Genomic DNA, 24,155 nt, shown 5'->3' with positions numbered 1-24,155 from the left:
ACTGGAGGTCAACCATGAACATCAAGAGCCTTCTGATCGGCTCCGCTGCAGCTCTCGCAGCAGTATCCGGCGCACAGGCCGCTGACGCTATCGTCGCTGCCGAGCCCGAGCCCCTGGAATATGTTCGCGTCTGCGACGCTTTCGGCACCGGCTTCTTCTACATTCCCGGCACCGAAACCTGCCTGAAGTTCGGCGGTTACATCCGTTTCCAGACCGACTTCGGCCGCGACGCCAAGGGTACGTCTGACTGGAACTCGTTCACGCGCGCCCAGTTCGAAGTTGACACCCGCACCGACACCGAACTCGGTGCTCTGCGTGGCTTCATCGGCTTCCGCGGCAATGCCGACAACGGCACTGCTTCTGGTTCGAGCGTCTTCGTTGACCAGGCCTTCATCGAACTCGGCGGCCTGAAGGTCGGTAAGTTCTACAGCTGGTGGGATGACGATCTGAATGGCGAAACCGACATTCTGTCGACCAACACCCTGTTCAACTCGATCAAGTACACCTACGACGCAGGTTCTTTCCAGGCTGCGATTTCGGTTGACGAGCTCGAAGGCCAGTATGGTCAGTTCCAGTACGGTCCGGACAACAACGTCGGCCTCGGCGGCATGATCGGCGCCAAGTTCGGTGCTGTTACGGCTAACCTGATCGCCAGCTACGACTTCGACGCAGAAAATGTTGCGATCCGCGGCATGCTGTTTGCAGATATCGGTCCGGGCACCTTCGGTCTTGCTGGTATCTGGGCTTCTGGCGACAACGCTTACTACGCGAAGTCTGAATGGGCCGTTGCCGTTGAATACGCGATCAAGGCTACCGACCGCCTGACGCTTACCCCCGGCTTCGAATACCTCGGCAAGCTCGACGTCAACCCTGCTGACGGCGACTTCGTTGGCGACCGTGACGCCTGGACTGCTGGTCTGACGGTTGATTACAAGATCACCGACGGCCTGAGCACCAAGATCACCGCGAACTACTACGACGAAGATGGTGCTGACGACGAAGTCACCGGTTTCGTCCGCCTTCAGCGCACGTTCTAATCTGATCTGACATTGTCAGTGATGGAAAGCCCGGCTCTCGAGCCGGGCTTTTTCGTTTGAGGGTGACGCGTGTGGATATGCGCATCGGCGAATATCCGGAACACAAAAAAGCACCGGGCCAGCCGATGCTTCACTGTTTGATAGGGTGATATCTGCCGATAGGTCCGGTTTTTATCCCGCACGCCCGTGGCGCAGATCATCGACAATATCGGCCTGTTGCCCCAGCCTGGTCTTGTAGACCTGATAATTCTCCATCACCCGCTGCACATAGTTGCGCGTTTCGGGGAAGGGGATGCGCTCGATCCAGTCGACCACTTCGTCGATAGGCTTGCCGCGCGGGTCGCCATAACGGGAAATCCATTCCGGCACGCGCTTGGGCCCGGCATTATAGGCGATGAAGGTGAGGATATAGGAGCCGCCGAAACTGTCGATCTGCTCGCCGAGATAATGGGCGCCGAGCGTGGCGTTGTAGCCCGCATCGCTGGTCAGCATCGCCTGCGTGTAGGGCAGGCCATGGCGGCCGGCCACGCCCTTGGCGGTTCCCGGCAGAAGCTGCAGCAGGCCGCGGGCATTGGCGGAGGAAACGGCGGCCGGGTTGAAGGCGCTTTCCTGCCGCGCGATGGCGTAGGCAAGTGCCTTGCCGGAACCGGCAATATTGGCGCTGGCGGGAATGACGCCGAGCGGATAGGCAAGCGCTGCCGCATCGATGCCGCGGCTGAAGGCCGTCTTGCCGATCTGCAGGGAAACCTGATGGTTGCCGTTGCCTTCCGCCCGCGCCGCCAGAATGGCAAGTTCGCCGGGGCTGTCGAGCTGGTCCGCCAGCGAGCGGTAAAGACTGTCGGCGCGCCAGCCGTAACCCGCCGCCTCCAGCCGGTCTATGGCGCGCACGGCTTCGCGGCCGGCGAAGCGTTCACGGTCGCCGGTGCTGGGGCTCGGATAGGTGACGTTCAGGGTCTTCGTGCCGATTCGCGCGGCGGCCAGCTGGCCATAAAATGTGCCGGGATGGGCAGCGGCCCTGGTGAAGAAATCGCGGGCATTGCCCGGCCCGCCCGCTTCCGCCGCCCGCCCAAGCCAGTAATAGGCGCGAGAGGCCGAAAGGGGCCGGTTCGACGTCTGCAACAAGGTGTTGAAGTGGCGCGAGGCCGCCGCCGGGTCCCGCAGCGCTCTCAGCGCATACCAGCCGGCATGGAACTCCGCATCGGCAATATCGACGGCTGACGTCGCCGAATGATTGGCGACGATGCGATAGGCTTCGGCAAAATCGCCGAGATCGGCAAGACCGCGGGCGACGATACGGCGTTCGTTCCACCATTCGCCGGGATTGACGAGCTTGGCCGTTTCCTTCGGTGCCTGCCGCAGAAGCACGGCGGCTTCCGGATATTTCTGCTGGTTGCGCAGGTTCTCGATGCGCGCGAAGAGATAGGTCGGGTCGTTGCGCCAGGAGGCATCGACCTTGCCCAGCAATGCGCCGGCATTGGCGGACCGCTGCAGCACCGCCGCCCAGGCATTATAAAGCGACTGCGCCTTGCCGAGATCGCCAAAACGTTTCGCCTGGCTGATGCGGCTGCGATACATCAGATAATCCATGCGCGCCTTGTGATCGGCGGGCGTCAGATAGCCTGGAAACTCGGCAAGCACACGGTCTTCCATGTCCTTGTCCATGCCTTCGCTGACCCAGAGCTGGCGAATGAGGCGCTGGGAATCCGCGCCCTTGCCGGAGGAGGCGAACGCCTTGGCGAGCACGACGGTGCCTTCAGCGGTTTCCGGCTGGCTGCTGCCGAAGGCGGCTAGCACCTGCGACGCCGGCGGATCTTCGCGGTAGAGCGCTTTTTCGGAATTGGCGCGTAGCGTCGCCGCACCCGGCCAGCCGGCCAGCTCGCGTTGGGCGGCGGCGATTTCGGCGGAAGCGACATCCTTCTGGCCGGAAACCGCGATGGCCCAGGTGAGAATATGGCGGTCGAGGCTGCCGTTCGGCATGGTGTTGCGCAGCGCGATCGCCCGCGTCGCATCGCGGCTGGAAAGCGCGTCGAGGCCCGCCTTCAGCTGGCTGGTATCGTCGGGACGGTTGAGGCGCGGAATGGCGCCGGTGATTTCGGGCGAGGCCGGCATGAAGGCAGGCACGGTCGGTGCATTCGGTTTGACATAGGGAAGGGGTGCCGCACCTTCCGGCAGCGGCCCGGCCAGCGCGTTCCACACGGTTGCGGCAAGACCCGCCGCCATCAATCCCCAGACTGTCTTTTTCATGCCGTTCTTCATCGTGTAACGGAGTTGCCGACTTTCTTGCTTGTAATATTGCTACATTGCAGCGGGATTGCCGAAAACGGTCTGATGTCCCGCCCGCAAATCTTGGGATTTCAGGCTTAATGAAATCTTAATTGCCGCCCTGCAATTCAATCAACTTTTATTCACCGGCCCGCGAGCGGCGTCTCTTTTCGGTGCGGGCCTTTTGTGCCTGCCGATCACTACCCTGCGACTGTCACACTTCCGACAATTTCGGACAAAATACGCTGCCTTTGCGCTTGTCGGCGCCAAGGGCTGGCACTAATGTGTGCCGGTTTTAACCATCGAATGCGGCCGAAGCATGAACCGGCTCGGCGCCAGGAGCTTTGCATGTTCAAGGGATCAATTCCCGCCCTCATTACCCCGTTCACGGACAATGGCGCCGTGGACGAACAGGCCTTTGCCGCCCATGTGGAATGGCAGATCGCCGAAGGCAGCAACGGCCTTGTGCCCGTGGGCACGACGGGGGAATCCCCGACGCTCTCCCACGACGAGCACAAACGGGTCGTTGAACTGTGCATCGAGGTTGCGGCGAAACGGGTTCCGGTCATTGCGGGCGCAGGCTCCAACAATACCGATGAGGCGATCGAGCTTGCTCTGCACGCGCAGGAAGCCGGCGCGGATGCGCTGCTGGTGGTCACCCCCTACTACAACAAGCCGACGCAGAAGGGCCTGTTCGCCCATTTCTCCGCTGTCGCCGAAGCGGTGAAACTGCCGATCGTCATCTACAACATCCCGCCGCGCTCGGTGGTGGATATGTCGCCTGAGACCATGGGTGCGCTGGTCAAGGCGCACAAGAACATCGTTGGCGTCAAGGATGCCACCGGCAAGCTCGACCGCGTCTCCGAACAGCGCATTTCCTGTGGCAAGGACTTCATCCAGCTCTCGGGTGAGGATGGCACGGCACTCGGCTTCAACGCCCATGGCGGCGTCGGCTGCATCTCGGTCACCGCCAATGTCGCGCCGCGCCTCTGTTCGGAATTCCAGGCAGCGATGCTTGCCGGCGATTACGCCAAGGCGCTGGACTATCAGGATCGCCTGATGCCGCTGCACAAGGCGATCTTCATGGAGCCCGGCGTCTGCGGCACGAAATACGCGCTGTCGAAGACACGCGGCGGCAATCGCCGGGTCCGCTCGCCCTTGATGAGCACGCTGGAACCGGCAACGGAAGCAGCCATCGATGCGGCGCTGAAGCACGCCGGCCTGATGAACTGAGAGACGCCTGAAAGCCTTAAAGGCGCGCAATGGGCCCGCTTCGCGACAGAAGCGGTTCCGCGCGCCTTTTCTTTTTGCGACGACGATACTAAATAGAGGCTCGAAAACCGCTCCGGCCGGCAGGCTGCGGCGCAATAAGAAAAACAAGGGATTGAAATATCATGGCCCCCAAAGGCAGCCAGCGCGTGGTGAACAAGATCGTTGCGGAAAACCGCAAGGCTCGTTTCAACTACGAAATCATCGACACCTATGAGGCGGGCCTCGTGCTGACCGGCACCGAGGTCAAGTCGCTGCGCGAAGGCAAGGCGAATATCGCCGAATCCTACGCCTCGGACGAGGGCGATGAAATCTGGCTGATCAATTCCCATCTGCCGGAATATCTGCAGGCCAACCGGTTCAACCACGAGCCGCGCCGCCGCCGCAAGCTGCTTTTGAGCAAACGCGAAATCAGCCGCCTGCGGGCAGGTATCAACCGCGATGGCATGACGCTGGTGCCGTTGAAGGTCTATTTCAACGAAAAGGGCCGCGCGAAGCTGGAACTGGCGCTCGCCAAGGGCAAGAAGCTGCACGACAAGCGCGAGACCGAGAAGGAACGCGACTGGAACCGGCAGAAGTCGCGGTTGCTGAAAGGCGGTAACGCCTGAGCGGCAGGAAATTTCGCGGCCTAGAGGGTAGCGGCCTTTCGCCACTTGTTCTTCCGTCATGCCGGACTTGATCCGGCATCCAGCCACAGCGCGTCCGCGCTGTGGAACGAGCCCTTTCAGCCCAAGGACTTGGGCTGGCTGGATCCCGGCTCAAGGCCGGGATGACGGGGTGAATGTAGTCTTGTTGTAGTTCAAGCGGCCCGATACGTCCGTTCCACATGCGCCTTCGTCGTCGAAACGCTGAACCGGCTGACAAGTGCGGCCAGATTGGCGCTGACATCGCTCAGACTATGCGTTGCCGCATTGGTTTCTTCCACCATCGCCGCATTCTTCTGGGTCAGGTTGTCCATGCTGTTGATCGCGGCGCTGATTTCCTGAATGCCGACCGATTGCTCCTGCGCCGCCTTGGTCAGCGAGGCGATATGTTCCTGGATGTGATCCACCTTGTTGCCGATGGTATTCAGGGATTCGCCGGTCTTGTTGACCAGCGAGACACCCTGCATCACATCCTCGGAAGATTTGGCGATCAACGTCTTGATTTCCTTGGCGGCGGTGGCGGAGCGCTGCGCGAGTTCCCGTACTTCCTGGGCGACGACGGCGAAACCCTTGCCGGCCTCGCCGGCGCGGGCGGCCTCCACGCCGGCATTCAGTGCCAAGAGGTTGGTCTGGAACGAAATCTCGTCGATGACGGAGATGATCTGGGTTATCTTCTGCGATGAGTCCTCAATAGCCCCCATTGCTTTCACCGCTTCCGTCACCACATCGCGCGAGCGCGCGGCTTCAACGGCCGAGCTTTCGACGATGGCCTTGGCCTCCTCGGAGCGCTGCGCCGACAATTTGGAAATGGTGGTGATCTCCTCGACGGCGGCGGCGGTTTCCTCAAGGGCGGCGGCCTGCTGTTCGGTGCGGCGCGCCATGTCATCGGTTGCCGAGGTCAGTTCGCGCGTATTGCCGGAAATCTTGTTCGCCTCTTCGACGATCTGAGAAAACGCGCCGGAGAGATTGCCGACAGCGGCGTTGAAATTGGCGACGAGCCCTTCGAATTGCGGTGCGGTCTTTTCGCCGATGCTGGAGGTGAGGTCACCATTCGCCAGCCTGTCGAGGGCGCTGTTGAGCAGGGCGAGAACATGCTCCTGCTCCTTCTTCATCTGCGCCTGTTCGGCCTCCACCTTTTGCCGCTCGGCGGCCAGCACGTCGAGATAGACGGAAATCGAATAATCCATGTCGAGGAGGGCGGCCTTGATGGTGGCGGACAGGGCGTCCTTCACCTTTCTGGCCTTCTTTTCCATGAAAAGGCCCTTCAATTCGGACTCGATCAGGGCCTTGACGATACCGTCGAGCATCAGGGCGTAACCGCCAATATACCATCGCGGCTCCAGCCCCAGCCTCGCATGGGTGCGGCCGATGGTGGTCACGGCGTCGGTATAATCCTCGGTGAACGTGCCGGAGGCGATCCTTGCCCAGTGTTTGAGCTGCATGCTTTTAGCGTGCTGGACATGCGCATCGTTGGCGAAGAACTTCGCCGTCTCCGGCACCGAACGAACCTTCGCATAAAAACGGTCGAGAGACGCATCCAGCGAGCCGGTAATGACACCCTTCATGTCTGAGAGATTTTGCCGCTGCTCGTGGCCAAGCCCCAGAAAATTCAGTCTTTCGTCAAGTTGTTGATTGGTTTTCGCTTGGCCGTGCATGTCTGGTCATCCTGATTTGACACCCAATTCAGTTTCCGGTGCCGTTGCGTGATTTAGACACGTCTAAAATTAACCAAGATATAATTTCGAATGGCCAGATTTGATGTTTGTTAATTTAAACGGCAATTTTCCGGCGGCGACGTGGCATGAGCCCCAACAAAAACGCGCCCACCTTTGGGACGGACGCGTTCCTGTAATGTCGGCGTACAAGCCCGGATCAGATCGTCTCGGGGCTTTCGGCGTGGCGGGCAGGGCGCTCGTTCGGGTCGCGCCCGATCTCGGCCTTCAGCGTCATCAGATCGATGAAGTGATCGGCCTGCCGGCGCAGATCGTCGGCGATCATGGCGGGCTGGGTGGCCATGGTGGAGACCACGGAAACCTTGCGGCCCTTGCGCTGCAGCGCGTCCACCAGCGTGGTGAAGTCGCCGTCGCCGGAGAACAGCACCAGATGATCGACCGTCTCGGACTGTTCCATGGCATCGACCGCGAGTTCGATATCCATGTTGCCCTTGATCTTGCGGCGGCCGAGCGCGTCGGTGAATTCCTTCGCCGGCTTCGTCACGACCTTGTAGCCGTTATAATCCAGCCAGTCGATCAGCGGGCGGATCGAGGAATATTCCTGATCCTCGATCAATGCGGTGTAATAATAGGCGCGCAGCAGGTATCCACGCTTTTGAAACGCCTTCAGGAGCTTGCGGTAGTCGATATCGAATCCCAGGCTTTTCGATGCTGCATAAAGATTGGCTCCGTCTATGAAGAGCGCAATTTTCTCCCGTGGATCGAACATTCCATCCCATTCCTTTTTTTGGAAAGGCCATTATCTGGCTTTTATATCCGGTCGAGAACGCAAAAAATCATGTGGTATCAACGAGCTTTGCATACCGCCGTTGCGTTTTAAGTAAGCTACCTTCCCCCGTATTCCAAGACAATTCTTCTAGACATTTTGTTCATCAGACGCCAAACATCGGCAATAAGGTGCCAAAAGACGCCAAAGACAGGAAAAACTTGAATTCCGCGGCCAATGGCTGTATCGGAAGCTGGAAAGCTTCGTCGCGAGAAATCACAAGCGTTTTTTGCAAGGCACGAAGCGCAGATTCAATAGGTTAGAGCAACCCTTGTGCATCCCGAAGAAAGCACGGCGCTCTGATCCACGACATTACGACCCGCAAAGGACAGGCAATGGCCCGCGTCACAGTTGAAGATTGCATTGATAAAGTAGACAACCGTTTCGAGCTGGTTCTTCTCGCCAGCCATCGTGCGCGCCAGATTTCTCAAGGGTCCTCCATCACGGTTGACCGCGACAACGACAAGAACCCGGTCGTGGCGCTGCGCGAAATCGCCGACGAGACGCTGTCTCCCGACGATCTGAAGGAAGACCTCATCCACTCGCTGCAGAAGCACGTGGAAGTGGACGAGCCCGAGCCCGATCCGGTCACGCTTGCCGCCTCCGCCATTGCCGATGGCGAAGAGGACGACCAGCCGGAAACCGTTACTTTCGACCAGATGTCGGAAGAAGAACTGCTGGCCGGTATCGAAGGCCTTGTGCCGCCGGAAAAAAATGACGATTATTGATAGGATTTTATGATGCCTTTGGCAGGCGGCGGTTACCGTCTGTCAATAGTTGCCGTCATAATCTGATCCCTATTGATGCAGCATTGTGCGCCGACCCTCAGGTTGGCGCGCTTTCTTTTTGTGGAATATCGCATGATGCGGCAATACGAACTCGTCGAGCGGGTTCAAAAATATAAACCGGATGCGAATGAGGCCCTGCTGAACAAGGCCTATGTTTACGCGATGCAGAAACATGGCCAGCAGAAGCGGGCCAATGGCGACCCCTATATTTCGCATCCGCTGGAAGTTGCCGCGATCCTCACCGAAATGCATCTCGACGAATCGACCATCGCGGTGGCGCTGCTGCACGATACGATCGAGGACACCACCGCCACCCGTGCCGAAATCGACGAACTCTTCGGCGAGGATATCGGCCGGCTGGTGGAAGGGCTGACCAAGCTCAAGAAGCTCGATCTCGTTACCCGCAAGGCCAAGCAGGCGGAAAACCTGCGCAAGCTGCTGCTCGCCATTTCCGACGACGTGCGCGTTCTTCTCGTGAAACTCGCCGACCGCCTGCACAATATGCGTACCATGGAATATATGCCGGCCGACAAGCGCAGCCGCATTTCCGAGGAGACGATGGAAATCTATGCGCCGCTCGCCGGCCGCATGGGCATGCAGGACATGCGCGACGAGCTGGAGGACCTGTCCTTCCGTTATCTCAACCCGGAAGCCTATGAGACGGTGACCAACCGCCTGCAGGAACTGGAAACGCGCAATGAGGGCCTCATCAAGAAGATTGAGGACGAGCTGCGCGAACTGCTGGTGGCCAACGGCCTCATCGGCGCGGGCGTCAAGGGGCGCCAGAAGAAGCCCTATTCGGTGTTCCGCAAGATGCAGTCGAAGTCGCTCTCTTTTGAGCAGCTTTCGGATGTCTACGGTTTCCGTATTCTGGTGGACGACATTCCCTCCTGCTATCGGGCGCTCGGCATCGTGCATACCCGCTGGCGGGTGGTGCCCGGCCGCTTCAAGGATTATATCTCCACCCCGAAGCAGAACGACTATCGCTCCATTCACACCACCATCGTCGGCCCGTCGCGCCAGCGTATCGAGCTGCAGATCCGCACCAAGCGCATGCACGAGATTGCCGAATTCGGCATCGCCGCCCATGCGCTTTACAAGGATGGCGAAAACGGGGAGGGCGATCTGCTCTCGCCGGAATCGAACGCCTATTCCTGGCTGCGTCATACCATCGAATCGCTGGCCGAAGGCGACAGCCCGGAAGAATTCCTCGAGCACACCAAGCTCGAACTCTTTCAGGACCAGGTGTTCTGCTTCACGCCCAAGGGCAAGCTGATTGCCCTGCCGCGTGGCGCCACCCCCATCGATTTCGCCTATGCGGTGCACACCAATATCGGTGACACCACGGTTGGCGCCAAGATCAACGGGCGGATCATGCCGCTCGTCACCCGGCTCAACAATGGCGACGAGGTGGAAATCATCCGCTCCGGCGTGCAGGTGCCGCCCGCCGCCTGGGAAGAGGTTGTCGTGACCGGCAAGGCCCGCTCGGCCATCCGCCGCGCCACCCGCATGGCCATCCGCAAGCAATATTCCGGCCTCGGTTATCGCATTCTGGAACGCACCTTCGAGCGCGCCGGCAAGGCTTTCTCGCGGGAAGCGCTGAAGCCCGTGCTGCATCGTCTGGCGCAGAAGGATGTCGAAGACGCCATCGCCGCCGTCGGTCGCGGTGAGGTCTCCTCGCTCGATGTGCTGCGCGCGGTCTATCCGGATTATCAGGATGAGCGCGTGACGGTGAAGATGACCGGCGACGATGGCTGGTTCAACATGCGCAGCGCCTCCGGCATGGTCTTCAAGATCCCCGGCAAGTCGCGCTCGGTGCTTGAGGACGATGGCGCGGCCGAGATGCTTGATGGACCCGACCCGCTGCCCATCCGTGGCCTTTCCGGCAATGTCGACGTGCATTTCGGTGCCGCCGGCGCCGTTCCGGGAGACCGCATCGTCGGCATCATGGAAAAAGGCAAGGGCATCACCATCTATCCCATTCAGGCGCCGGCGCTGCAACGCTTCGACGATGAACCGGAGCGCTGGATCGATGTGCGCTGGGACCTCGATGAGGCGAACAAGTCGCGCTTCATGGCGCGGGTGATGATCAATGCGCTGAACGAGCCGGGCACGCTCGCCTCGGTGGCGCAATCGATCGCGACGCTGGATGTCAATATTCGCGGACTGAACATGGTCCGCATCGGCACTGACTTCTCCGAGTTGGCGCTGGATGTCGAGGTCTGGGATCTCAGGCAGCTGAACCAGCTCCTGTCGCAGCTGAAGGATCTCGACTGCGTATCAACAGTGGCGCGTGCCTTCGATTGAGGCATTTTTAGACGATCCTGCAACTCAAAAGGCCGTTGTTATGCATTGAATGCATGGCAGCGGCCTTTTCCTGTCTCTGGTCGCGGAGGCGGTTTGCGACTATTTTCCTCTCAGAAATTGAAGAGAAGGAAACGCGGCGTGCCGGTGGAACAACACCGATGAGAAACGCCGGTTCCAAACCGAAAGGACCGAAAATCATGTTTACTCCGCTTCGCAAGATCGCCCGTGCCGTTCGTGGCAAGACCACGCAGGAACGCGAATTCGAATATCTCAGCGGCTCGGTATCGAATGTCGACCTCGAGTTCCGCCAGCGCGAAATCGACCGCGGCCTGTTCCGTCGGTAATGCGCCCAGCGCATGGCAGCCCATCGCCATGCGTATGAGACTTGGAGGGTGCGCGGCTGTTGTTGGCACGCTCGTCCCTGTATCTTGCAAAACTATGTGAATGCGCGCTTCAAGCGGTTGTCCCAAACTGGTTGACCAATACGCCGCAAAAAATCCCGGTTCAGTCCCCTGTCGCAATAGACGACACTAAATTGGGACTGATATCGAAGGCTCGATATTCACTGTATTCGTGACATCCCACGTCCCTCATGCCGGGCTTGATCCGGCATCCAGCCCGCCCGAGTCCTTGGGCGGGAAAGAGTCTTCTCGCCGCGCAGACGCATGTCGGCTGGATTCCGGCTCAAGGCCGGAATGACGGAAGCGGAGAATACACCTGCAAAAGATCCCTGCGTCGTCTATGATGCTCTTGGCGCGGCCGGGGCGATGAAATAGACTGCCCCCATGCCGTTTCGCCGCCGTGAACCCATTGGTTTTTCAGAGAAGATTCGCGACCTCTTCTGGCCGCGCACGGGTTTTTCCCGTTCGTTGCGCTATATGAAGCTGCGTCTGCTCAGGCTTTCCGCCTCTCCGCATTCGGTTGCCGCTGGTGTCGCGCTTGGTATCGGCGTGGCATGGACGCCGTTTCTCGGCGTTCATATCATCATCGCCATGGCGCTCGGTTTTCTCATGCGGGTCAATCTCGTCGCCGCGGCGCTTGGAACCACCTTTGCCAATCCGCTGACATTTCCGTTCATCTGGGCGTCCACCTGGGAACTCGGGCATTTCATCCTCGGGCGGCAGCAGACGGCAAGTGCGGCGCATGTGGATTTCGTGGCGCTGTTCAGCCATCTCGAGTTCCGGCAGATATGGACGCCGGTCCTGGAACCCATGACCATCGGCGCCGTGTTTCCTGCCGTCATCAGCGCGGTCATCGCCTATATCGCCGTCTACGGCCTCATCAGCGGCTTCCAGCGGCGCAAGATGGAAAATCTCGCGCATCGCGCCGCCAACAGGAATGCTTCTCTGGAGATGTTGAAATGATCATTGGATTGGGCAGCGACCTGATCGATATTCGCCGTGTTGAAAAGTCGATCGAACGTTTTGGTGAGCGCTTCACGCATCGCTGTTTCACCGATATAGAGCGCGCCAAATCCGATGGCCGCAAGAACCGCGCGGCTTCCTATGCCAAGCGTTTTGCCGCCAAGGAGGCCTGCTCCAAGGCGCTCGGAACCGGCCTTGCGAACGGTGTCTTCTGGAAGGATATGGGCGTCGTCAACCTGCCGGGCGGCAGGCCGACAATGGTGCTGACCAATGGGGCAGGGGAAAGGCTGGCGGCCATGCTGCCCGCCGGCCACCGCGCCAATATTCACCTGACGATCACGGATGACTATCCTTATGCTCAGGCATTTGTGATTATCGAAGCGCTGCCCGTGAACGGTTAAGGCCCGGGGTCGCCGCATTGGCGGTCTATTTGCACCGGTGTCATAGAAGCGCTTCCCTTCGGGCTGGAAAGGTTCTAGAGAAGTCGCAGAAATATGAAAGCGTTGCCGGCTGCGTGAAACAGCTTCACCCGCCGCAGGCGCGACGAAACAACGGCCCGGATGCTCCCTCACGATCGGAGAAGCCGGGAAACAATCAGGCAGGTCTTTAAGTGTCCGAAAAAGCTGAAAAGAAGCAGAACGCCCTCTGGGAGAACGTCAAGGTCATCATTCAGGCGCTGCTGCTGGCCATGGTCATCCGCACCGTGCTGTTTCAGCCCTTCACCATCCCGTCCGGCTCGATGATGCCGACGCTTCTGGTGGGCGACTATCTTTTCGTCAACAAGTTCTCCTACGGCTATTCGAAATATTCGCTGCCTTTCTCGCCGAACCTGTTTTCGGGCCGCATTCTCGAATTCAGCAAGCCGAAGCGCGGCGATGTCGTGGTCTTCCGCCTGCCGCCCAATCCCGAGGTCGATTACATCAAGCGTCTGGTCGGCCTGCCGGGTGATCGTGTTCAGATGATGAACGGCGTGCTGTTCATCAACGGCCAGCCGGTGCCGAAGCAGCCCGATGGCACCTTCACTTCCGATTACCGTGCCGATCCGGGCGCCAATGTGCCGGTTTTCCGCGAAACGCTCGACAATGGCGTCACCTACGACACGCTTGACCAGTCGCCCGACTCGCGCGGCGACAACACCCGGGAATTCCTGGTGCCGGAAGGCCATTATTTCATGATGGGCGACAACAGAGACAATTCGCTCGACAGCCGCTTCGATGTCGGTTTCGTGCCGGAGGAAAACCTGATCGGCCGCGCCAGCGTCATCTTCTTCTCGCTGGGCAACGACACGCCGTTCAGCCGCATTTGGGAATGGCCGGCCAACATGCGTTGGGACCGCCTCTTCAAGGTTGTGGAATGAGCAAGACCAAGCCGCTTTCGGCGGACGAGATTTCCCGTCTGGAAGCGTTGATCGGATATGAGTTCAAGGAAAAGGCGCGGCTGGACCGGGCCTTGACCCATGCCAGCGCCCGCTCGGCGGCGGCCGGCAATTACGAGCGGCTGGAATTTCTAGGCGACCGTGTCCTCGGTCTCTGCGTTGCCGAATTGCTGTTCTCCACCTTCCGCAACGCCACCGAAGGCGAACTTTCGGTCCGTCTGAACCAGCTCGTCAGCGCCGAATCCTGCGCTGCGATCGGCGACGAGATGGGCCTGCATAATTTTATCCGCACCGGCTCGGATGTGAAGAAGCTGACAGGCAAGGCGATGCTCAACGTGCGCGCCGATGTGGTCGAAAGCTTGATCGCCACCATCTATCTGGATGGCGGGCTGGAGGCGTCGCGCAAATTCATCCTGAAATACTGGCAAAGCCGGGCCACAAGCGTGGATGCCGGGCGGCGTGACGCTAAGACGGAATTGCAGGAATGGGCGCATGCCAGATTTGCGACCACGCCCTCTTACCGGGTTGACGATCGCTCCGGACCGGATCACGATCCCCGCTTCACCGTGACGGTGGAAATTCCCGGCGTGAAGCCGGAAACCGGCGTGGAGCGCTCAAAGCGCGCGGCCGAACAGGTGGCGGCGACACGGTTGCTGGAGCGCGAAGGCGTCTGGCAGAAATCCTCCACCTGAGACTGAGTGCCCGAACGGGTGCTGAAATCGAGCGCATGGCGGACCCTCTGGCCGCATGTTGAATACCTCTGACCTTGAATGGATATCATGACCGATCACGAAAACCCCGCCATCCCTGGCGAAGATGCAGCCCTTCCGACCCGCTCCGGCTTCGTCGCCCTCATCGGCCCGACCAATGCCGGCAAGTCGACGCTGGTGAACCGGCTGGTGGGCGCCAAGGTTTCGATCGTCAGCCACAAGGTGCAGACGACACGCGCGGTGATGCGCGGCATCGCCATTCACGACAATGCCCAGATCGTTTTCATGGATACGCCCGGCATCTTCAAGCCGCGCCGCCGGCTCGACCGCGCCATGGTCACCTCCGCCTGGGGCGGCGCGAAGGACGCGGACCTCATCCTGCTGCTGATCGACAGCGAACGCGGCCTGAAGGGCGATGCGGAAACCATTCTCGAAGGTCTGAAGGATGTTCCGCAGAAGAAAATCCTCTGCCTCAACAAGATCGATCAGGTGAAGCGCGAGGACCTTCTGAAGCTCGCCGCCGCCGCCAACGAGACAGTCGCTTTCGACCGTACCTTCATGATCTCGGCGACCAACGGTTCGGGCTGCGAGGACCTGATGAACTATCTGGCCGCCGAACTGCCGGAAGGTCCATGGTATTACCCGGAAGACCAGATTTCCGACCTGCCGATGCGCCAGCTCGCCGCCGAAATCACCCGCGAGAAACTGTTCCTGCGCCTGCATCAGGAGCTTCCCTACGCCTCGCACGTCGAGACGGAAAAGTGGGAGGAGCGCAAGGACGGCTCCGTGCGCATCGAGCAGGTGATCTATGTCGAGCGCGACAGCCAGAAGAAGATCGCGCTCGGTAAGAACGGCGATGCGATCAAGGCCATTTCCACCGCCTCGCGCAAGGAGCTGTCGGAAATCCTCGAACAGCCCGTTCATCTCTTCCTGTTCGTCAAGGTGCGCGAGAACTGGGGCGACGACCCCGAGCGCTTCCGTGAAATGGGTCTGGAGTTCCCGCGGGGGTAACGCGCAGGCGCGATATGCGCGATGCGAAAACACACCCGCTTTCGTCATTCCGGCCTTGAGCCGGAATCCGGCCAGCCCAAGTCCTTGGGCTGAAAAGAGGACTCTCGCCGCGCCGACGCGCGTCGACTGGATTCCGGCTCAGGGCCGGAATGACGGGCGGAAATGTCGCGAACCAACGCGAACGTCGAGGTTGCCCAAGCCCTTCGTTTTTATGTGTTCGAGGGAGAACGCGACGCAATCCTTGAACGATCTGAATATCTTCACCTCCATCGGGAACCGAATAGGTTCGGGCGGGTTGTTCCAAAACAATTGGGCGCAACCTTTTTCGATGACGGATATTCATGTCGCCAAAAAAACCGAACGGAATTTCCACCACCCCGTGCCAGCAATGTCCCCTGCGCGACCTGCCGCATTTCCGGGATTTTTCCTCCTCCGAACTCGATTTCGTCTCGCGTTTCAAGACGGGCGAACTTGCGGTGGAAAGCGGCTCGGTCATCCTGATGGAAGGCTCGCACAGCGCCCATCTTTACACCGTTTTGCAGGGCTGGGCTTTCCGTTACAAAACGCTGGAGGACGGCAGGCGGCAGATACTCAACTATGTCATGCCGGGCGATCTCGTCGGTCTTCAGGGCACGGTGATGGGGGAAATGCAGCATTCGGTGGAGGCGCTCTCGCCGGTGACGCTCTGCGTCTTCGAGCGGTCCCGCCTCAACAACCTCTTCACCGATCACCCGACACTTGCCTATGACCTGACCTGGATCGCGGCAAGCGAGGAGCGCATGCTCGACAGCCATCTTCTCAGCATCGGCCGGCGCACCGCGCTGGAGCGTGCCGCCTATCTGATCGCGTTTCTTTATCGCAAGGCGAAAGCGGTCAATCTCATCCCCGGCGAAACACCGATCCCGGTCACCCAGCAGCATGTGGCAGACACACTCGGCCTCTCCATCGTTCATACCAATAAAACCCTGAGAAAGCTGGTCGATCGCGGCCTCATCCGCTGGACGGACAAGGGCTGTCTGGTGCTTGATGATGCGGGGCTTAGCCATGTGGCGGGGTGGGAGAGCGACGAGAAACGGCAAAGGCCCTTCATCTGATCTTCCTTTGACATGTCTTTTTTAAATGACGGTGGGGCCGTAATTTGCGACTCCTGTCGTGATATCTCACTGCGGAATCATTTCGGAGATCGCGGCTTCGGGCCTGACGGCTCTCTCATTTAGGAAGAAGAAAACATATGGTGCCACAACGGGTTATCATCGTTGAGGATGAATATCTGGTGGCGCTTGATGTCGAGGCGGTTCTCCAGTCCATGGGGGTGGAAACCATCACCATCGCCACGACGCTTGCGCAGGCGAGGGAGGCCGCCGGACAGGATGTTGCAGATTGCGTGCTTCTCGATGTCAGCCTCTCCGATGGCAAGAGTTACGATTTTGCCCGTGAGCTGCGCGCGGCGGGCATTCCCTTCGGTTTCGTCAGCGGTTACGGCGATACGACGGGCTTTCCGGAAGACCTGATGCATGCCCCCTTGCTTGGCAAGCCTTTCGGCGAAAACGAAATCGTCGGTTTTGTCCTTGGTCTGGTCGGTACGGACGGGGATGCCGTAAAAGAATAACGTTTCGCCGCCAGATCGGTTATGGTGGGGCTTGAATCGAAATTCGGACAGGTTTCATGCAGTGGCAGGATGAGGCGATCATTCTCGGCGTCAAACGCCATGGCGAGACGAGCGTCATCGCCGAGGTGATGACCCGCTCGCGTGGCCGTCATCTCGGCATGGTGCGCTCCGGTCGTTCCCGTAGCATGCAGCCGGTGCTGCAGGCGGGAAACCGGGTGGATGTCGTCTGGCGGGCGCGTCTTGACGACCATCTCGGCGAATATCGCATCGAGCCTCTGCAGTTGCGCGCCGCGCAGCTGATGGAAACGGCGACCGCCGTTTACGGCGTCCAGGCCATGGGCGCGCTTCTCAGGCTTCTGCCGGAGCGCGATCCGCATCCGCATCTCTATCAGGCGCTCGATATCATCCTCGACAATCTCCACGATCCGGCCGATGCCGGGGAATTGTTCGTGCGGTTCGAACTCGCGGTGCTGAACGATCTCGGTTTCGGGCTTGATCTCACCGAATGCGCGGCGACGGGGCTGCGCACCGATCTCATCTATGTATCGCCGAAAACGGGCAGGGCGGTTTGCCGCACGGCAGGCGCGCCCTATGCGGCCCGGATGCTGTCACTGCCCGCTTTTCTCGGTGAGGGCCAGTCGAAAGCTGCCGATCCCGAAAGCCTCGCGGCGGCCTTCCGCCTGACGGCCCATTTCCTCAATCGGCATGTCTATGATCCGCGTGGCCTGAGTGAAAACGCCGCCCGCGACGGTTTCGTGCAGGCGGCGCTGAAGGCGCTGCAGCGCAGGGCATCGCCGCCCGCGCTTGATGAGGCCGTGTAGGCTTAGGCCATTGCAGGCCGCGGTGCGGGGCGCTCCTGAATGGGCCAATGTACGATGGCGGCAAAGATTCCCATGCCGACGCCGAGCCACCAGACAAGATCATAGGACCCCAGCCGGTCATAAAGAAAGCCGCCGAGCCAGACGCCGAGGAACGAACCGATCTGGTGCGACAGGAACACGACGCCGCCGAGCATGCCGAGATGGCGCGTGCCGAACATGATCGCCACCAGCGCATTGGTGGGCGGCACGGTGGAAAGCCAGAGAATGCCCATGACGGCCGCAAAGAGGATGACCGAAAGCGGTGATTGCGGCAAAAGCAGGAAGGCCGTAACGGCGATCGAGCGGGCAATATAGATATAGGCCAGCATATAGGGTTTCGAATAACGCTGGGCGATGACGCCAGCGGCCAACGACCCGATGATATTGAAGAAGCCGATCAGCGCCATGGCAATGACGGCATAGCGCGGTTCGATGCCGATATCGCCGAGATAGGCCGGGAAATGCGCGGTGATGAAGGCCACCTGGAAACCGCAGACGAAGAAGCCGGTCGTCAACAGGAGATAGCTCTTGTGGCCAAGCGCTTCCCGCAGCGCTTCGCCCGCCGTCTGCTGGAACTGCGTCTGCGACTGGCTGCCGGAAGAGGAGTTGCCGCGCATCGGAAAGGCGAGCAGCGGCACGAGCATCATCATCACGGCAAGCCAGACGAGGCTGTCCGACCAGCCATAGTTGGAAATCAGCCCCTGGCTGATCGGCGCGAACAGGAACATGCCGGCAGAGCCCGCCGCCGTGCCGATGCCGAAGGCGAGCGAGCGCTGCTGCGGCGTGACATGGCGTGCAAAGGCCGAAAGGATGACGCTGAAGGAGCCGGCGGCAATGCCAAGCCCGACAAGCACGCCGCCGCCGAAATGCAGCCAGAAGGGCGAGGTGCCGAAGGACATGCAGATGAGGCCGGCGGCATAAAGAAATCCTGACAGAACGAGCACGCGGCCCGTGCCGTATTTATCGGCGATTGCGCCGAAGAAGGGCTGGCCGAGGCCCCAGAACAGGTTCTGCAGGGCCATGGCGAGGCCGAAGGTGGAACGATCCCAGCCGGTGTCGGCCAGCATCGGCAGCTGAAAAAAGCCCATGGCCGAACGCGGCCCGAAGGTCATGACGGCAATCAGCGACCCGGCGGCGATAATCAGCCAGGGCATGGTCTGGCGTGTGGCTTGCGACATGAAATTCTCCTGCTGCAGCATGCGCCCTGGAGATGGCGCAGATCTTCTGCAGATTCCCTCTGATCGGGATGAATATTAGCTTTTGTCAGCTGTCCCCACTAGCGACTTTTCTTGACCCCCATTATTCGTGGGATTGATGGGATTGATGGGATTGATGGGATGCCCCGTATATAGCTTCCGGGGATACCGGAGATATGACGATGAAGCAGAATATTTACGATGACCCCGGGTTTTTCGAGCGCTACAGCGCCATGCCGCGCTCCGTGGAAGGGTTGCGGCAGGCCGGCGAGTGGCACGAACTGCGCGCCATGCTTCCGCCGTTGCAGGGGCGCAGCCTTCTCGATCTCGGTTGCGGTTTCGGCTGGCATTGCCGTTATGCGGCAGAGCAGGGGGCGGCCCGTGTCGTCGGTGTCGATCTTTCGGAGAACATGCTGCGCCGTGCCGCCGAAATAAATGGCGGCCCCGGTATCGAATATCGTCGGGCGGCAATCGAGGACATCGATTTTCCGCCGGAAAGTTTCGATGTGGTGCTGAGTTCTCTCGCCCTGCATTACGTCCGCGATCTCGACCTGGCATTCGCGAAAGTTTCCACCGTGCTGAAATCCGGCGGCGAGTTCATCTTTTCCATCGAACATCCCGTTTTCACCGCGCTGGAAAAACAGGACTGGTTCTACGACGAGGAAGGCGAAATCCTCCACTGGTCGCTCGACAATTACCAGAACGAAGGCGTGCGCCATTCCAACTGGATGGCGGATGATGTGGTCAAATATCACCGCACGGTGTCAGGCATTCTCAACAGCCTGCTTTCCGCTGGCTTTGCCCTGACGCGTCTGGCCGAGCCGAGGCCCGATCCCGCCTTGCTCGCGGAGCGACCGGAGATGAAGCACGAAGATCGCCGCCCGATCTTTCTGATCGTCAGCGCCCGCAAGCCGTGATGGCACTGCGGACGTTGCAACGCCCGTGGCCTACCGCCTCTTGATCGCCCAGCCTCCCGGCCGCTCCTCGACCACCTTGGCCACGTCGCCGAGCGACAGTCTGCCCTGACTGCGCGGCGTCACGTTCCAGCCGAACAGCGGGCCGGGCACGCGCCGATCACCCGACATGCGGATGCGGCCCATGGCTTTCATGGGTGAGGGCACATCGCGGGAGCCGGTTATCTGGTCCTGCGTGGTCATGATGCAGCGGGCGCAGGGCTTGACCAGATCAAAACGAATGCCGCCGATCTCGATGGCCGCCCAGCGGTCCTCAGCCCATGGCTCGTCCGTGTCCAGCACGATATTCGGCCGGAACCGCTCCATGCCGACCGCGTCCTCGCCATTGGCGCGCATATTGTCGTTCAGCGCGGCAAGCGAGGCGGTGGTGGTGACGAGGATCTGGTAGCCGTCCGCAAAGGTGACGGGCGTTTCGTTGCCGGTCCATTCGAGGCTTGCAATGCGTTTCGAGGCATCATCGAAGAATGCCAGCTTCACCTCGCGCCCCAGCCATGCCGAAAGCGTATTGTTGGTCTCGTCATCGGCGATATTAGCGCTGACGATCGACTTCCATACCGCCACATCCATGCGCTCTCCGGTCGGTCTTGCAACGATCTCGCCGTCCTTTTCCCGCGCAAGCGCCATGCCGCCATCCTCATGCCGGGCCAGAACCGTGGCGATGGCAGGCAATTCGCGCTGGGTGATGAAATGGCCGGAAGGGTCGATCAACATGGCGCGACGGTCGCCGGGCAGGCCCTCGGCCGAAACGGCGCTCTCGGAGAGGGGAATGCCGCGCGCGCTTTTCAGCGGATAGATGTTGAGTTCGGTCACACGCATCTTGGATATCCTCAGATCTCGTCGAGAAACAGGTCGAGCACCTGTTGCAGCCGCTCATGGCGGGCCTTGGCCATCTGTCGCCCCGTCCCGGTGCGAAAGCCGTCCGCCAGTTTGAAAAGCTTGGTTTCGAAATGGTCTATCGCAAAGGCGCGGTCGTCAAGCGGACGGTCCTTCGCCAGCGGATCGGCCGGATCGTAAAGCGCCGAGCCCATGCGTCCGGCAATGTAAAAGCAGCGGGCTGCCCCCACCATGCCGATGGCATCCAGCCGGTCGGCGTCCTGAAGGATTTTTGCCTCCAGCGTCTGCGGCTCGATATTGGCGGAAAAGCTGTGGGTGGTGATGGCGTGTGTGGCGGCGTCGATATCTTTCTGCTGCCAGCCAAGCCCGGCCAGAATGCCGGCCGCCTTTTCCGCCGCCAGTCGTGAGGCCTGCGCGCGAAGCGGCGAGTTCTTTTCCACCGCCACGCAATCATGCAAAAGCACGCTCGCCGCCAGCACGGTGCCATCGCCGCCTTCGCCCGCATGGATGCGCATGGCGTTGCGGAAGACGCGGTGAATATGGGCAAGATCATGCGAGCCGTCGCCCGTATCGGCGGCGTGCGGTATCAGGTCCTGCGCAAGCGCCGCATAGGGCGCGAAAGCCTCGGCCGCGATCATGCCTGCGGCTTCCGGGTCAGGATTTTCTGGTAGAACAGGCCGATGCCGATCAGCACTGCGCCGAGCCCGATGAAGGACAGGGCTCTCAGCACGCCTTCAAGGTTGCTCATGTCGATCAGGAATGCCTTGGCAACCGAGATCAGCACAAAGGCGGCCGATGCCAGACGCAGGCTGCGGGCATTAAAGCGCGAGCCGAGCACCAGCAGCAGCACGCCGATCAGCAACCAGACCACCGAATAGCTGTAGGTCTCGCCCTGCATAAAACCCTTCCAGTCGGCGATGTTTTCGCCCTGCCAGAACCGGCGGACCGAAAGTGTTGCCCAGGCAAAACCGAGTGCCGCACCTGCCACCGCCAGCATGCTGACATAGGGCGGCGGACGTTTGCCGCGCGCATAATAGGCAAGGCCGCCATAGGCGAGCGCCGGCAGGAGGTAACCGATCAGCAGCAGGTTGAGGACCGGAATGCGCCCGGTATTTTCGCCGGTGAAATAGGGGTTGAGCGTAAAGAAATGCATCGTCAGCACGTTGATGACGGCAATCACGCCGGCAATCATCGAACCATAACGGAAGACGGGGCTGGGGCTCTTGAGGTCCAGCGTCATCAGCACGCCCGAGAAGCCAATGGTCAGCAGCGTGTAGATCGATTGTTCGCCGAGCGTCGGTACGCTGTTATCAAGCGTGCCGCCATTCATCGCGTGGCGGATGAGGATGGCGACGGCGAGAAGACCCATGACGCTGGCAATCGCCTGCAGGAAGTTCTTCGCCCTGACCCCCGGCCAGTCGCGCAGCAGCCAGGCCGAGGCGACGGCCAGCAGTGCGGGAATGCCGTAACCCGGCAGAAGCGCGTTGAAGACTGGTGTGGTCCCGAGGTTTTGCGGCCCGACAATGGTGGGTTCCCAGGCGATGCGGCCGAGAACGGCAACGCTTGCCACCGCCATGACCCAGGGCAGCACATCCCAGTTGCGGTAACGGCTGGCCAGCACATAAACAAAGCCGATGACGGACAGCAGAACGGTTGTCGCGAGCCCTTCCGTCAGCGTGTGCAGGCTGAGCGCAAAGGCGGCAAACGAGCCGAGCACGAGAATGTTGAGTGGCTTGCGATAGGCCTCGTTATTCTGTCGGTGCAGCCATTCAGCGCCGGCGATCAGCACCAGGCCGAGGCCGAGGCCATAGGCGGCGTGCAGCCAGTCACGACCGAGATTGCCATATTCAACGAAGCTTGCGGTTGCCAGCCAGACCGGGAACAGCGCGGCAATACCTGCCCACAGCTGGGCGAAATCCGCATCGTCAGCGCCCTTGCGCTTCAGGAAGGAGAAGGCGCAGAGCACGAGGACAGCGCCAAGACCAAGCGCCATGGCGATTTCAGCCGTATAGCCCGTCCCGACGGGCGGCAGCGTGATCCCGGTATCGTTTATGAGGCCGATGAAATCGATGCCCTGCCGCGACATCAGCGCAACCGCCGTCTGCGCACCGAGTGCTGCGATGATGGCCGGCCACACCGCATAGTGGCGGGCGGCACCAAGGGCCGCAAGCGCTGCGATGAGCGCCGAGACGATCAGCGCCGGGTGGGTGTCGATACCGCCACTGGCGAACAGGAAGCCGATGGCCGGCAGGATGACGGCCATCGATACGGTGAGGTTGATGGCAAGCGACGGGCGCAGCAGAAGCCTTAGAGCACGGATGGCGCGCCGCTCCGGGGCGGCGGTTTCGCCGGTTTCTGCGGGTGGTGTATCGAAGTGTTTTCCAGGCCACAGGAAGATCGTGCCGGCCAGCATGACGAGCAAAGCGAGCGTCGGTGGTTCGGCATTGATCGTCTCGGAAAAGCCGATATAGCCGAGCGTCCAGAGGCCAAGGCCGGCATTGGCAAGGGACGGAACCACGGTCCAGCCCTGCCTGCGCGCTGCGGCCGCGGTCGCCAGCCACGAGATCGTCAGGAAAACGAACAGCGCCCAGATATTTGGCGTTTCGCTGGAAATCAGCGCTGGCGTCAGCATCGAGCCGAGAAGACCGAGCCCGGCCAGCGCCTGCCCATGCAGAAGCGACAGGCCAATGGTGGCAAAGGCGACAAGCCCGAGCAGGATGAAGGCCGTTCCAGAGCCGATATAGCCGTAGATGCCATAGGCCGCATAAACCACGCCGAACAGCGTCAATGCGCCGGCCGCCGTCAGCACGCCCGGTATCATGGCGTTGGAATAGGCGGCGGCGATGCCCGGCACCGCCTTGCGGCGGATCGCTTCGCCGGCAAGCCCGAGAACAAGGCCGAAAATGGCGGCAAGCGAAAGCCTGACCGCCGGGCTGAGCAGCCCCGATTCGATCGAATATTTGACGAGGAAAATACCGCCCAGCGCCAGCGCCAGCCCGCCGGCCCAGACCGCCCAGCGCGCGCCGAGCAGGCTTTCCAAACTTTCATTCGCCGCCGGCGCGGATACGGCCCCGGCGGCGAGCGCAGGCTGCGCTTCCTCGCGCACGACCTCTTCCGGTACTGCTGTGGCTGCGATTTCTTCAGGCTCGGATGCGTATTCAGCCTGGGGCGCCGCCGCTTCCAGAGCGGTTTCACTTTCCTTTTCCGCTGCGAAATCCGGTTTTTCCGTGGTTTCCGCACTCTCCGCCTGCGCCGCCGCAGGAGCCACAACGCCCGCAGCCATCAGCCGCTTGAGGCTGTGAACCTCCCGTTCCAGAGACTTGATTCGGCCTGAATTGCGGATGGTCGCGACCAGCATGTAGATGAAGGCCGCGATGAGGGCGAGGATAAACAGCGGGATGTCCAAACGGGCTCTC

At 60.6% G+C, this 24,155-nt stretch carries 22 protein-coding genes; 15 read left to right on the top strand and 7 right to left on the bottom strand.

Features of this window, described 5'->3' with window-relative positions; genetic code table 11:
* Positions 1 to 14 precede the first annotated feature (14 nt).
* The gene (locus N434_RS17020) at positions 15 to 1,037 is read left to right on the top strand and encodes a porin (protein ID WP_110759397.1); all 1,023 of its coding nucleotides are present in this window, start codon (positions 15 to 17) and stop codon (positions 1,035 to 1,037) included.
* Positions 1,038 to 1,208: 171 nt separating this feature from the next.
* Here N434_RS17020 and N434_RS17015 read toward each other — a convergent pair whose 3' ends face one another.
* The gene (locus tag N434_RS17015; RefSeq protein WP_181424006.1) at positions 1,209 to 3,281 is read right to left on the bottom strand and encodes a lytic transglycosylase domain-containing protein; all 2,073 of its coding nucleotides are present in this window, start codon (positions 3,279 to 3,281) and stop codon (positions 1,209 to 1,211) included.
* A gap of 366 nt (positions 3,282 to 3,647) precedes the next feature.
* On the opposite strand from N434_RS17015, the gene dapA reads away from it, so the two are divergent.
* Entirely contained in the window at positions 3,648 to 4,532 is an 885-nt protein-coding gene (dapA, locus tag N434_RS17005; protein ID WP_065115254.1) for a 4-hydroxy-tetrahydrodipicolinate synthase, read from the top strand.
* A 161-nt stretch (positions 4,533 to 4,693) separates the two neighbouring features.
* Positions 4,694 to 5,176: an SsrA-binding protein SmpB gene (gene smpB / locus N434_RS17000; protein WP_035218083.1), complete on the top strand. Its 483-nt coding sequence runs from the start codon at positions 4,694 to 4,696 to the stop codon at positions 5,174 to 5,176.
* Between the two features lie 191 nt (positions 5,177 to 5,367).
* Here smpB and N434_RS16995 read toward each other — a convergent pair whose 3' ends face one another.
* Both N434_RS16995 and N434_RS16990 read right to left on the bottom strand, forming a co-directional pair.
* Complete coding sequence (locus tag N434_RS16995) at positions 5,368 to 6,867, bottom strand: methyl-accepting chemotaxis protein (RefSeq protein WP_065115255.1); 1,500 nt, start codon at positions 6,865 to 6,867, stop codon at positions 5,368 to 5,370.
* 217 nt (positions 6,868 to 7,084) lie between these two features.
* Positions 7,085 to 7,654 carry a LabA-like NYN domain-containing protein gene (locus N434_RS16990; protein WP_003521125.1) on the bottom strand — a complete coding sequence of 190 codons (570 nt, stop codon included), beginning with the start codon at positions 7,652 to 7,654 and terminating at the stop codon, positions 7,085 to 7,087.
* A 392-nt stretch (positions 7,655 to 8,046) separates the two neighbouring features.
* Here N434_RS16990 and rpoZ point away from each other — a divergent pair, with 392 nt between their 5' ends.
* From rpoZ to recO, 11 genes are all read left to right on the top strand, one after another.
* A complete protein-coding gene (rpoZ, locus tag N434_RS16985) occupies positions 8,047 to 8,439 on the top strand; it encodes a DNA-directed RNA polymerase subunit omega (RefSeq protein ID WP_035262680.1) in 393 nt (130 codons plus the stop codon).
* Positions 8,440 to 8,571: 132 nt separating this feature from the next.
* Positions 8,572 to 10,806, top strand: coding sequence for a RelA/SpoT family protein (locus tag N434_RS16980; RefSeq protein ID WP_065116173.1), 2,235 nt, complete (start codon positions 8,572 to 8,574; stop codon positions 10,804 to 10,806).
* A gap of 197 nt (positions 10,807 to 11,003) precedes the next feature.
* The gene (locus N434_RS16970; protein ID WP_003496944.1) at positions 11,004 to 11,150 is read left to right on the top strand and encodes a hypothetical protein; all 147 of its coding nucleotides are present in this window, start codon (positions 11,004 to 11,006) and stop codon (positions 11,148 to 11,150) included.
* A 441-nt stretch (positions 11,151 to 11,591) separates the two neighbouring features.
* Positions 11,592 to 12,170 (top strand): DUF2062 domain-containing protein, encoded by a 579-nt coding sequence (locus N434_RS16965; protein ID WP_110759396.1) that lies wholly within the window; start codon positions 11,592 to 11,594, stop codon positions 12,168 to 12,170.
* The gene (acpS, locus tag N434_RS16960; RefSeq protein WP_065115257.1) at positions 12,167 to 12,571 is read left to right on the top strand and encodes a holo-ACP synthase; all 405 of its coding nucleotides are present in this window, start codon (positions 12,167 to 12,169) and stop codon (positions 12,569 to 12,571) included. The genes N434_RS16965 and acpS overlap by 4 nt, the downstream gene beginning before the upstream one ends.
* Before the next feature lie 209 nt (positions 12,572 to 12,780).
* Positions 12,781 to 13,527 carry a signal peptidase I gene (gene lepB, locus N434_RS16955; RefSeq protein WP_065115258.1) on the top strand — a complete coding sequence of 249 codons (747 nt, stop codon included), beginning with the start codon at positions 12,781 to 12,783 and terminating at the stop codon, positions 13,525 to 13,527.
* A complete protein-coding gene (rnc, locus tag N434_RS16950) occupies positions 13,524 to 14,237 on the top strand; it encodes a ribonuclease III (RefSeq protein WP_110759394.1) in 714 nt (237 codons plus the stop codon). Before lepB ends, rnc begins: the two co-directional genes overlap by 4 nt.
* A gap of 78 nt (positions 14,238 to 14,315) precedes the next feature.
* Positions 14,316 to 15,266, top strand: coding sequence for a GTPase Era (era, locus tag N434_RS16945; protein WP_065115260.1), 951 nt, complete (start codon positions 14,316 to 14,318; stop codon positions 15,264 to 15,266).
* Between the two features lie 341 nt (positions 15,267 to 15,607).
* Complete coding sequence (locus N434_RS16940) at positions 15,608 to 16,360, top strand: Crp/Fnr family transcriptional regulator (protein ID WP_110759392.1); 753 nt, start codon at positions 15,608 to 15,610, stop codon at positions 16,358 to 16,360.
* A gap of 137 nt (positions 16,361 to 16,497) precedes the next feature.
* Positions 16,498 to 16,875 (top strand): response regulator, encoded by a 378-nt coding sequence (locus tag N434_RS16935; RefSeq protein WP_110759391.1) that lies wholly within the window; start codon positions 16,498 to 16,500, stop codon positions 16,873 to 16,875.
* Positions 16,876 to 16,931: 56 nt separating this feature from the next.
* A complete protein-coding gene (gene recO, locus N434_RS16930; protein WP_110759389.1) occupies positions 16,932 to 17,696 on the top strand; it encodes a DNA repair protein RecO in 765 nt (254 codons plus the stop codon).
* Between the two features lie 2 nt (positions 17,697 to 17,698).
* Here recO and N434_RS16925 read toward each other — a convergent pair whose 3' ends face one another.
* Positions 17,699 to 18,913, bottom strand: coding sequence for an MFS transporter (locus N434_RS16925; RefSeq protein WP_110759430.1), 1,215 nt, complete (start codon positions 18,911 to 18,913; stop codon positions 17,699 to 17,701).
* Between the two features lie 200 nt (positions 18,914 to 19,113).
* Between N434_RS16925 and N434_RS16920 the strand changes: the two genes are divergently transcribed.
* A complete protein-coding gene (locus N434_RS16920; protein ID WP_110759428.1) occupies positions 19,114 to 19,848 on the top strand; it encodes a class I SAM-dependent methyltransferase in 735 nt (244 codons plus the stop codon).
* A 30-nt stretch (positions 19,849 to 19,878) separates the two neighbouring features.
* On the opposite strand, the gene N434_RS16915 is transcribed toward N434_RS16920, so the two are convergent.
* From N434_RS16915 to N434_RS16905, 3 genes are read right to left on the bottom strand one after another with little or no spacing between them, the layout of a single operon-like run.
* Complete coding sequence (locus tag N434_RS16915) at positions 19,879 to 20,721, bottom strand: MOSC domain-containing protein (RefSeq protein ID WP_110759387.1); 843 nt, start codon at positions 20,719 to 20,721, stop codon at positions 19,879 to 19,881.
* A gap of 11 nt (positions 20,722 to 20,732) precedes the next feature.
* Positions 20,733 to 21,377, bottom strand: a complete 645-nt coding sequence (locus tag N434_RS16910; RefSeq protein WP_110759385.1) for an HD domain-containing protein — start codon at positions 21,375 to 21,377, stop codon at positions 20,733 to 20,735.
* The gene (locus tag N434_RS16905) at positions 21,374 to 24,145 is read right to left on the bottom strand and encodes a DUF2339 domain-containing protein (RefSeq protein WP_181424005.1); all 2,772 of its coding nucleotides are present in this window, start codon (positions 24,143 to 24,145) and stop codon (positions 21,374 to 21,376) included. The genes N434_RS16910 and N434_RS16905 overlap by 4 nt, the downstream gene beginning before the upstream one ends.
* Positions 24,146 to 24,155 lie beyond the last annotated feature (10 nt).

Origin of the sequence: Rhizobium sp. UGM030330-04 (assembly GCF_003208455.1) — a bacterium.
Taxonomy (GTDB): Bacteria; Pseudomonadota; Alphaproteobacteria; order Rhizobiales; family Rhizobiaceae; genus Agrobacterium; species Agrobacterium rhizogenes_A.
Note: the sequence above shows the minus strand (reverse complement) of the source record. Positions and strands in the feature narration are given on the sequence as shown.

Excerpts from the sequence above, each read along its gene's own strand:
- N434_RS17020 (WP_110759397.1), top strand. The coding sequence starts at position 15 with ATGAACATCAAGAGCCTTCTGATCGGCTCCGCTGCAGCTCTCGCAGCA.
- N434_RS17015 (WP_181424006.1), bottom strand. The coding sequence starts at position 3,281 with ATGAAAAAGACAGTCTGGGGATTGATGGCGGCGGGTCTTGCCGCAACC.
- dapA (WP_065115254.1), top strand. The coding sequence starts at position 3,648 with ATGTTCAAGGGATCAATTCCCGCCCTCATTACCCCGTTCACGGACAAT.
- smpB (WP_035218083.1), top strand. The coding sequence starts at position 4,694 with ATGGCCCCCAAAGGCAGCCAGCGCGTGGTGAACAAGATCGTTGCGGAA.
- N434_RS16995 (WP_065115255.1), bottom strand. The coding sequence starts at position 6,867 with ATGCACGGCCAAGCGAAAACCAATCAACAACTTGACGAAAGACTGAAT.
- N434_RS16990 (WP_003521125.1), bottom strand. The coding sequence starts at position 7,654 with ATGTTCGATCCACGGGAGAAAATTGCGCTCTTCATAGACGGAGCCAAT.
- rpoZ (WP_035262680.1), top strand. The coding sequence starts at position 8,047 with ATGGCCCGCGTCACAGTTGAAGATTGCATTGATAAAGTAGACAACCGT.
- N434_RS16980 (WP_065116173.1), top strand. The coding sequence starts at position 8,572 with ATGATGCGGCAATACGAACTCGTCGAGCGGGTTCAAAAATATAAACCG.
- N434_RS16970 (WP_003496944.1), top strand. The coding sequence starts at position 11,004 with ATGTTTACTCCGCTTCGCAAGATCGCCCGTGCCGTTCGTGGCAAGACC.
- N434_RS16965 (WP_110759396.1), top strand. The coding sequence starts at position 11,592 with ATGCCGTTTCGCCGCCGTGAACCCATTGGTTTTTCAGAGAAGATTCGC.
- acpS (WP_065115257.1), top strand. The coding sequence starts at position 12,167 with ATGATCATTGGATTGGGCAGCGACCTGATCGATATTCGCCGTGTTGAA.
- rnc (WP_110759394.1), top strand. The coding sequence starts at position 13,524 with ATGAGCAAGACCAAGCCGCTTTCGGCGGACGAGATTTCCCGTCTGGAA.
- era (WP_065115260.1), top strand. The coding sequence starts at position 14,316 with ATGGATATCATGACCGATCACGAAAACCCCGCCATCCCTGGCGAAGAT.
- N434_RS16940 (WP_110759392.1), top strand. The coding sequence starts at position 15,608 with ATGTCGCCAAAAAAACCGAACGGAATTTCCACCACCCCGTGCCAGCAA.
- N434_RS16935 (WP_110759391.1), top strand. The coding sequence starts at position 16,498 with ATGGTGCCACAACGGGTTATCATCGTTGAGGATGAATATCTGGTGGCG.
- recO (WP_110759389.1), top strand. The coding sequence starts at position 16,932 with ATGCAGTGGCAGGATGAGGCGATCATTCTCGGCGTCAAACGCCATGGC.
- N434_RS16925 (WP_110759430.1), bottom strand. The coding sequence starts at position 18,913 with ATGTCGCAAGCCACACGCCAGACCATGCCCTGGCTGATTATCGCCGCC.
- N434_RS16920 (WP_110759428.1), top strand. The coding sequence starts at position 19,114 with ATGAAGCAGAATATTTACGATGACCCCGGGTTTTTCGAGCGCTACAGC.
- N434_RS16915 (WP_110759387.1), bottom strand. The coding sequence starts at position 20,721 with ATGCGTGTGACCGAACTCAACATCTATCCGCTGAAAAGCGCGCGCGGC.
- N434_RS16910 (WP_110759385.1), bottom strand. The coding sequence starts at position 21,377 with ATGATCGCGGCCGAGGCTTTCGCGCCCTATGCGGCGCTTGCGCAGGAC.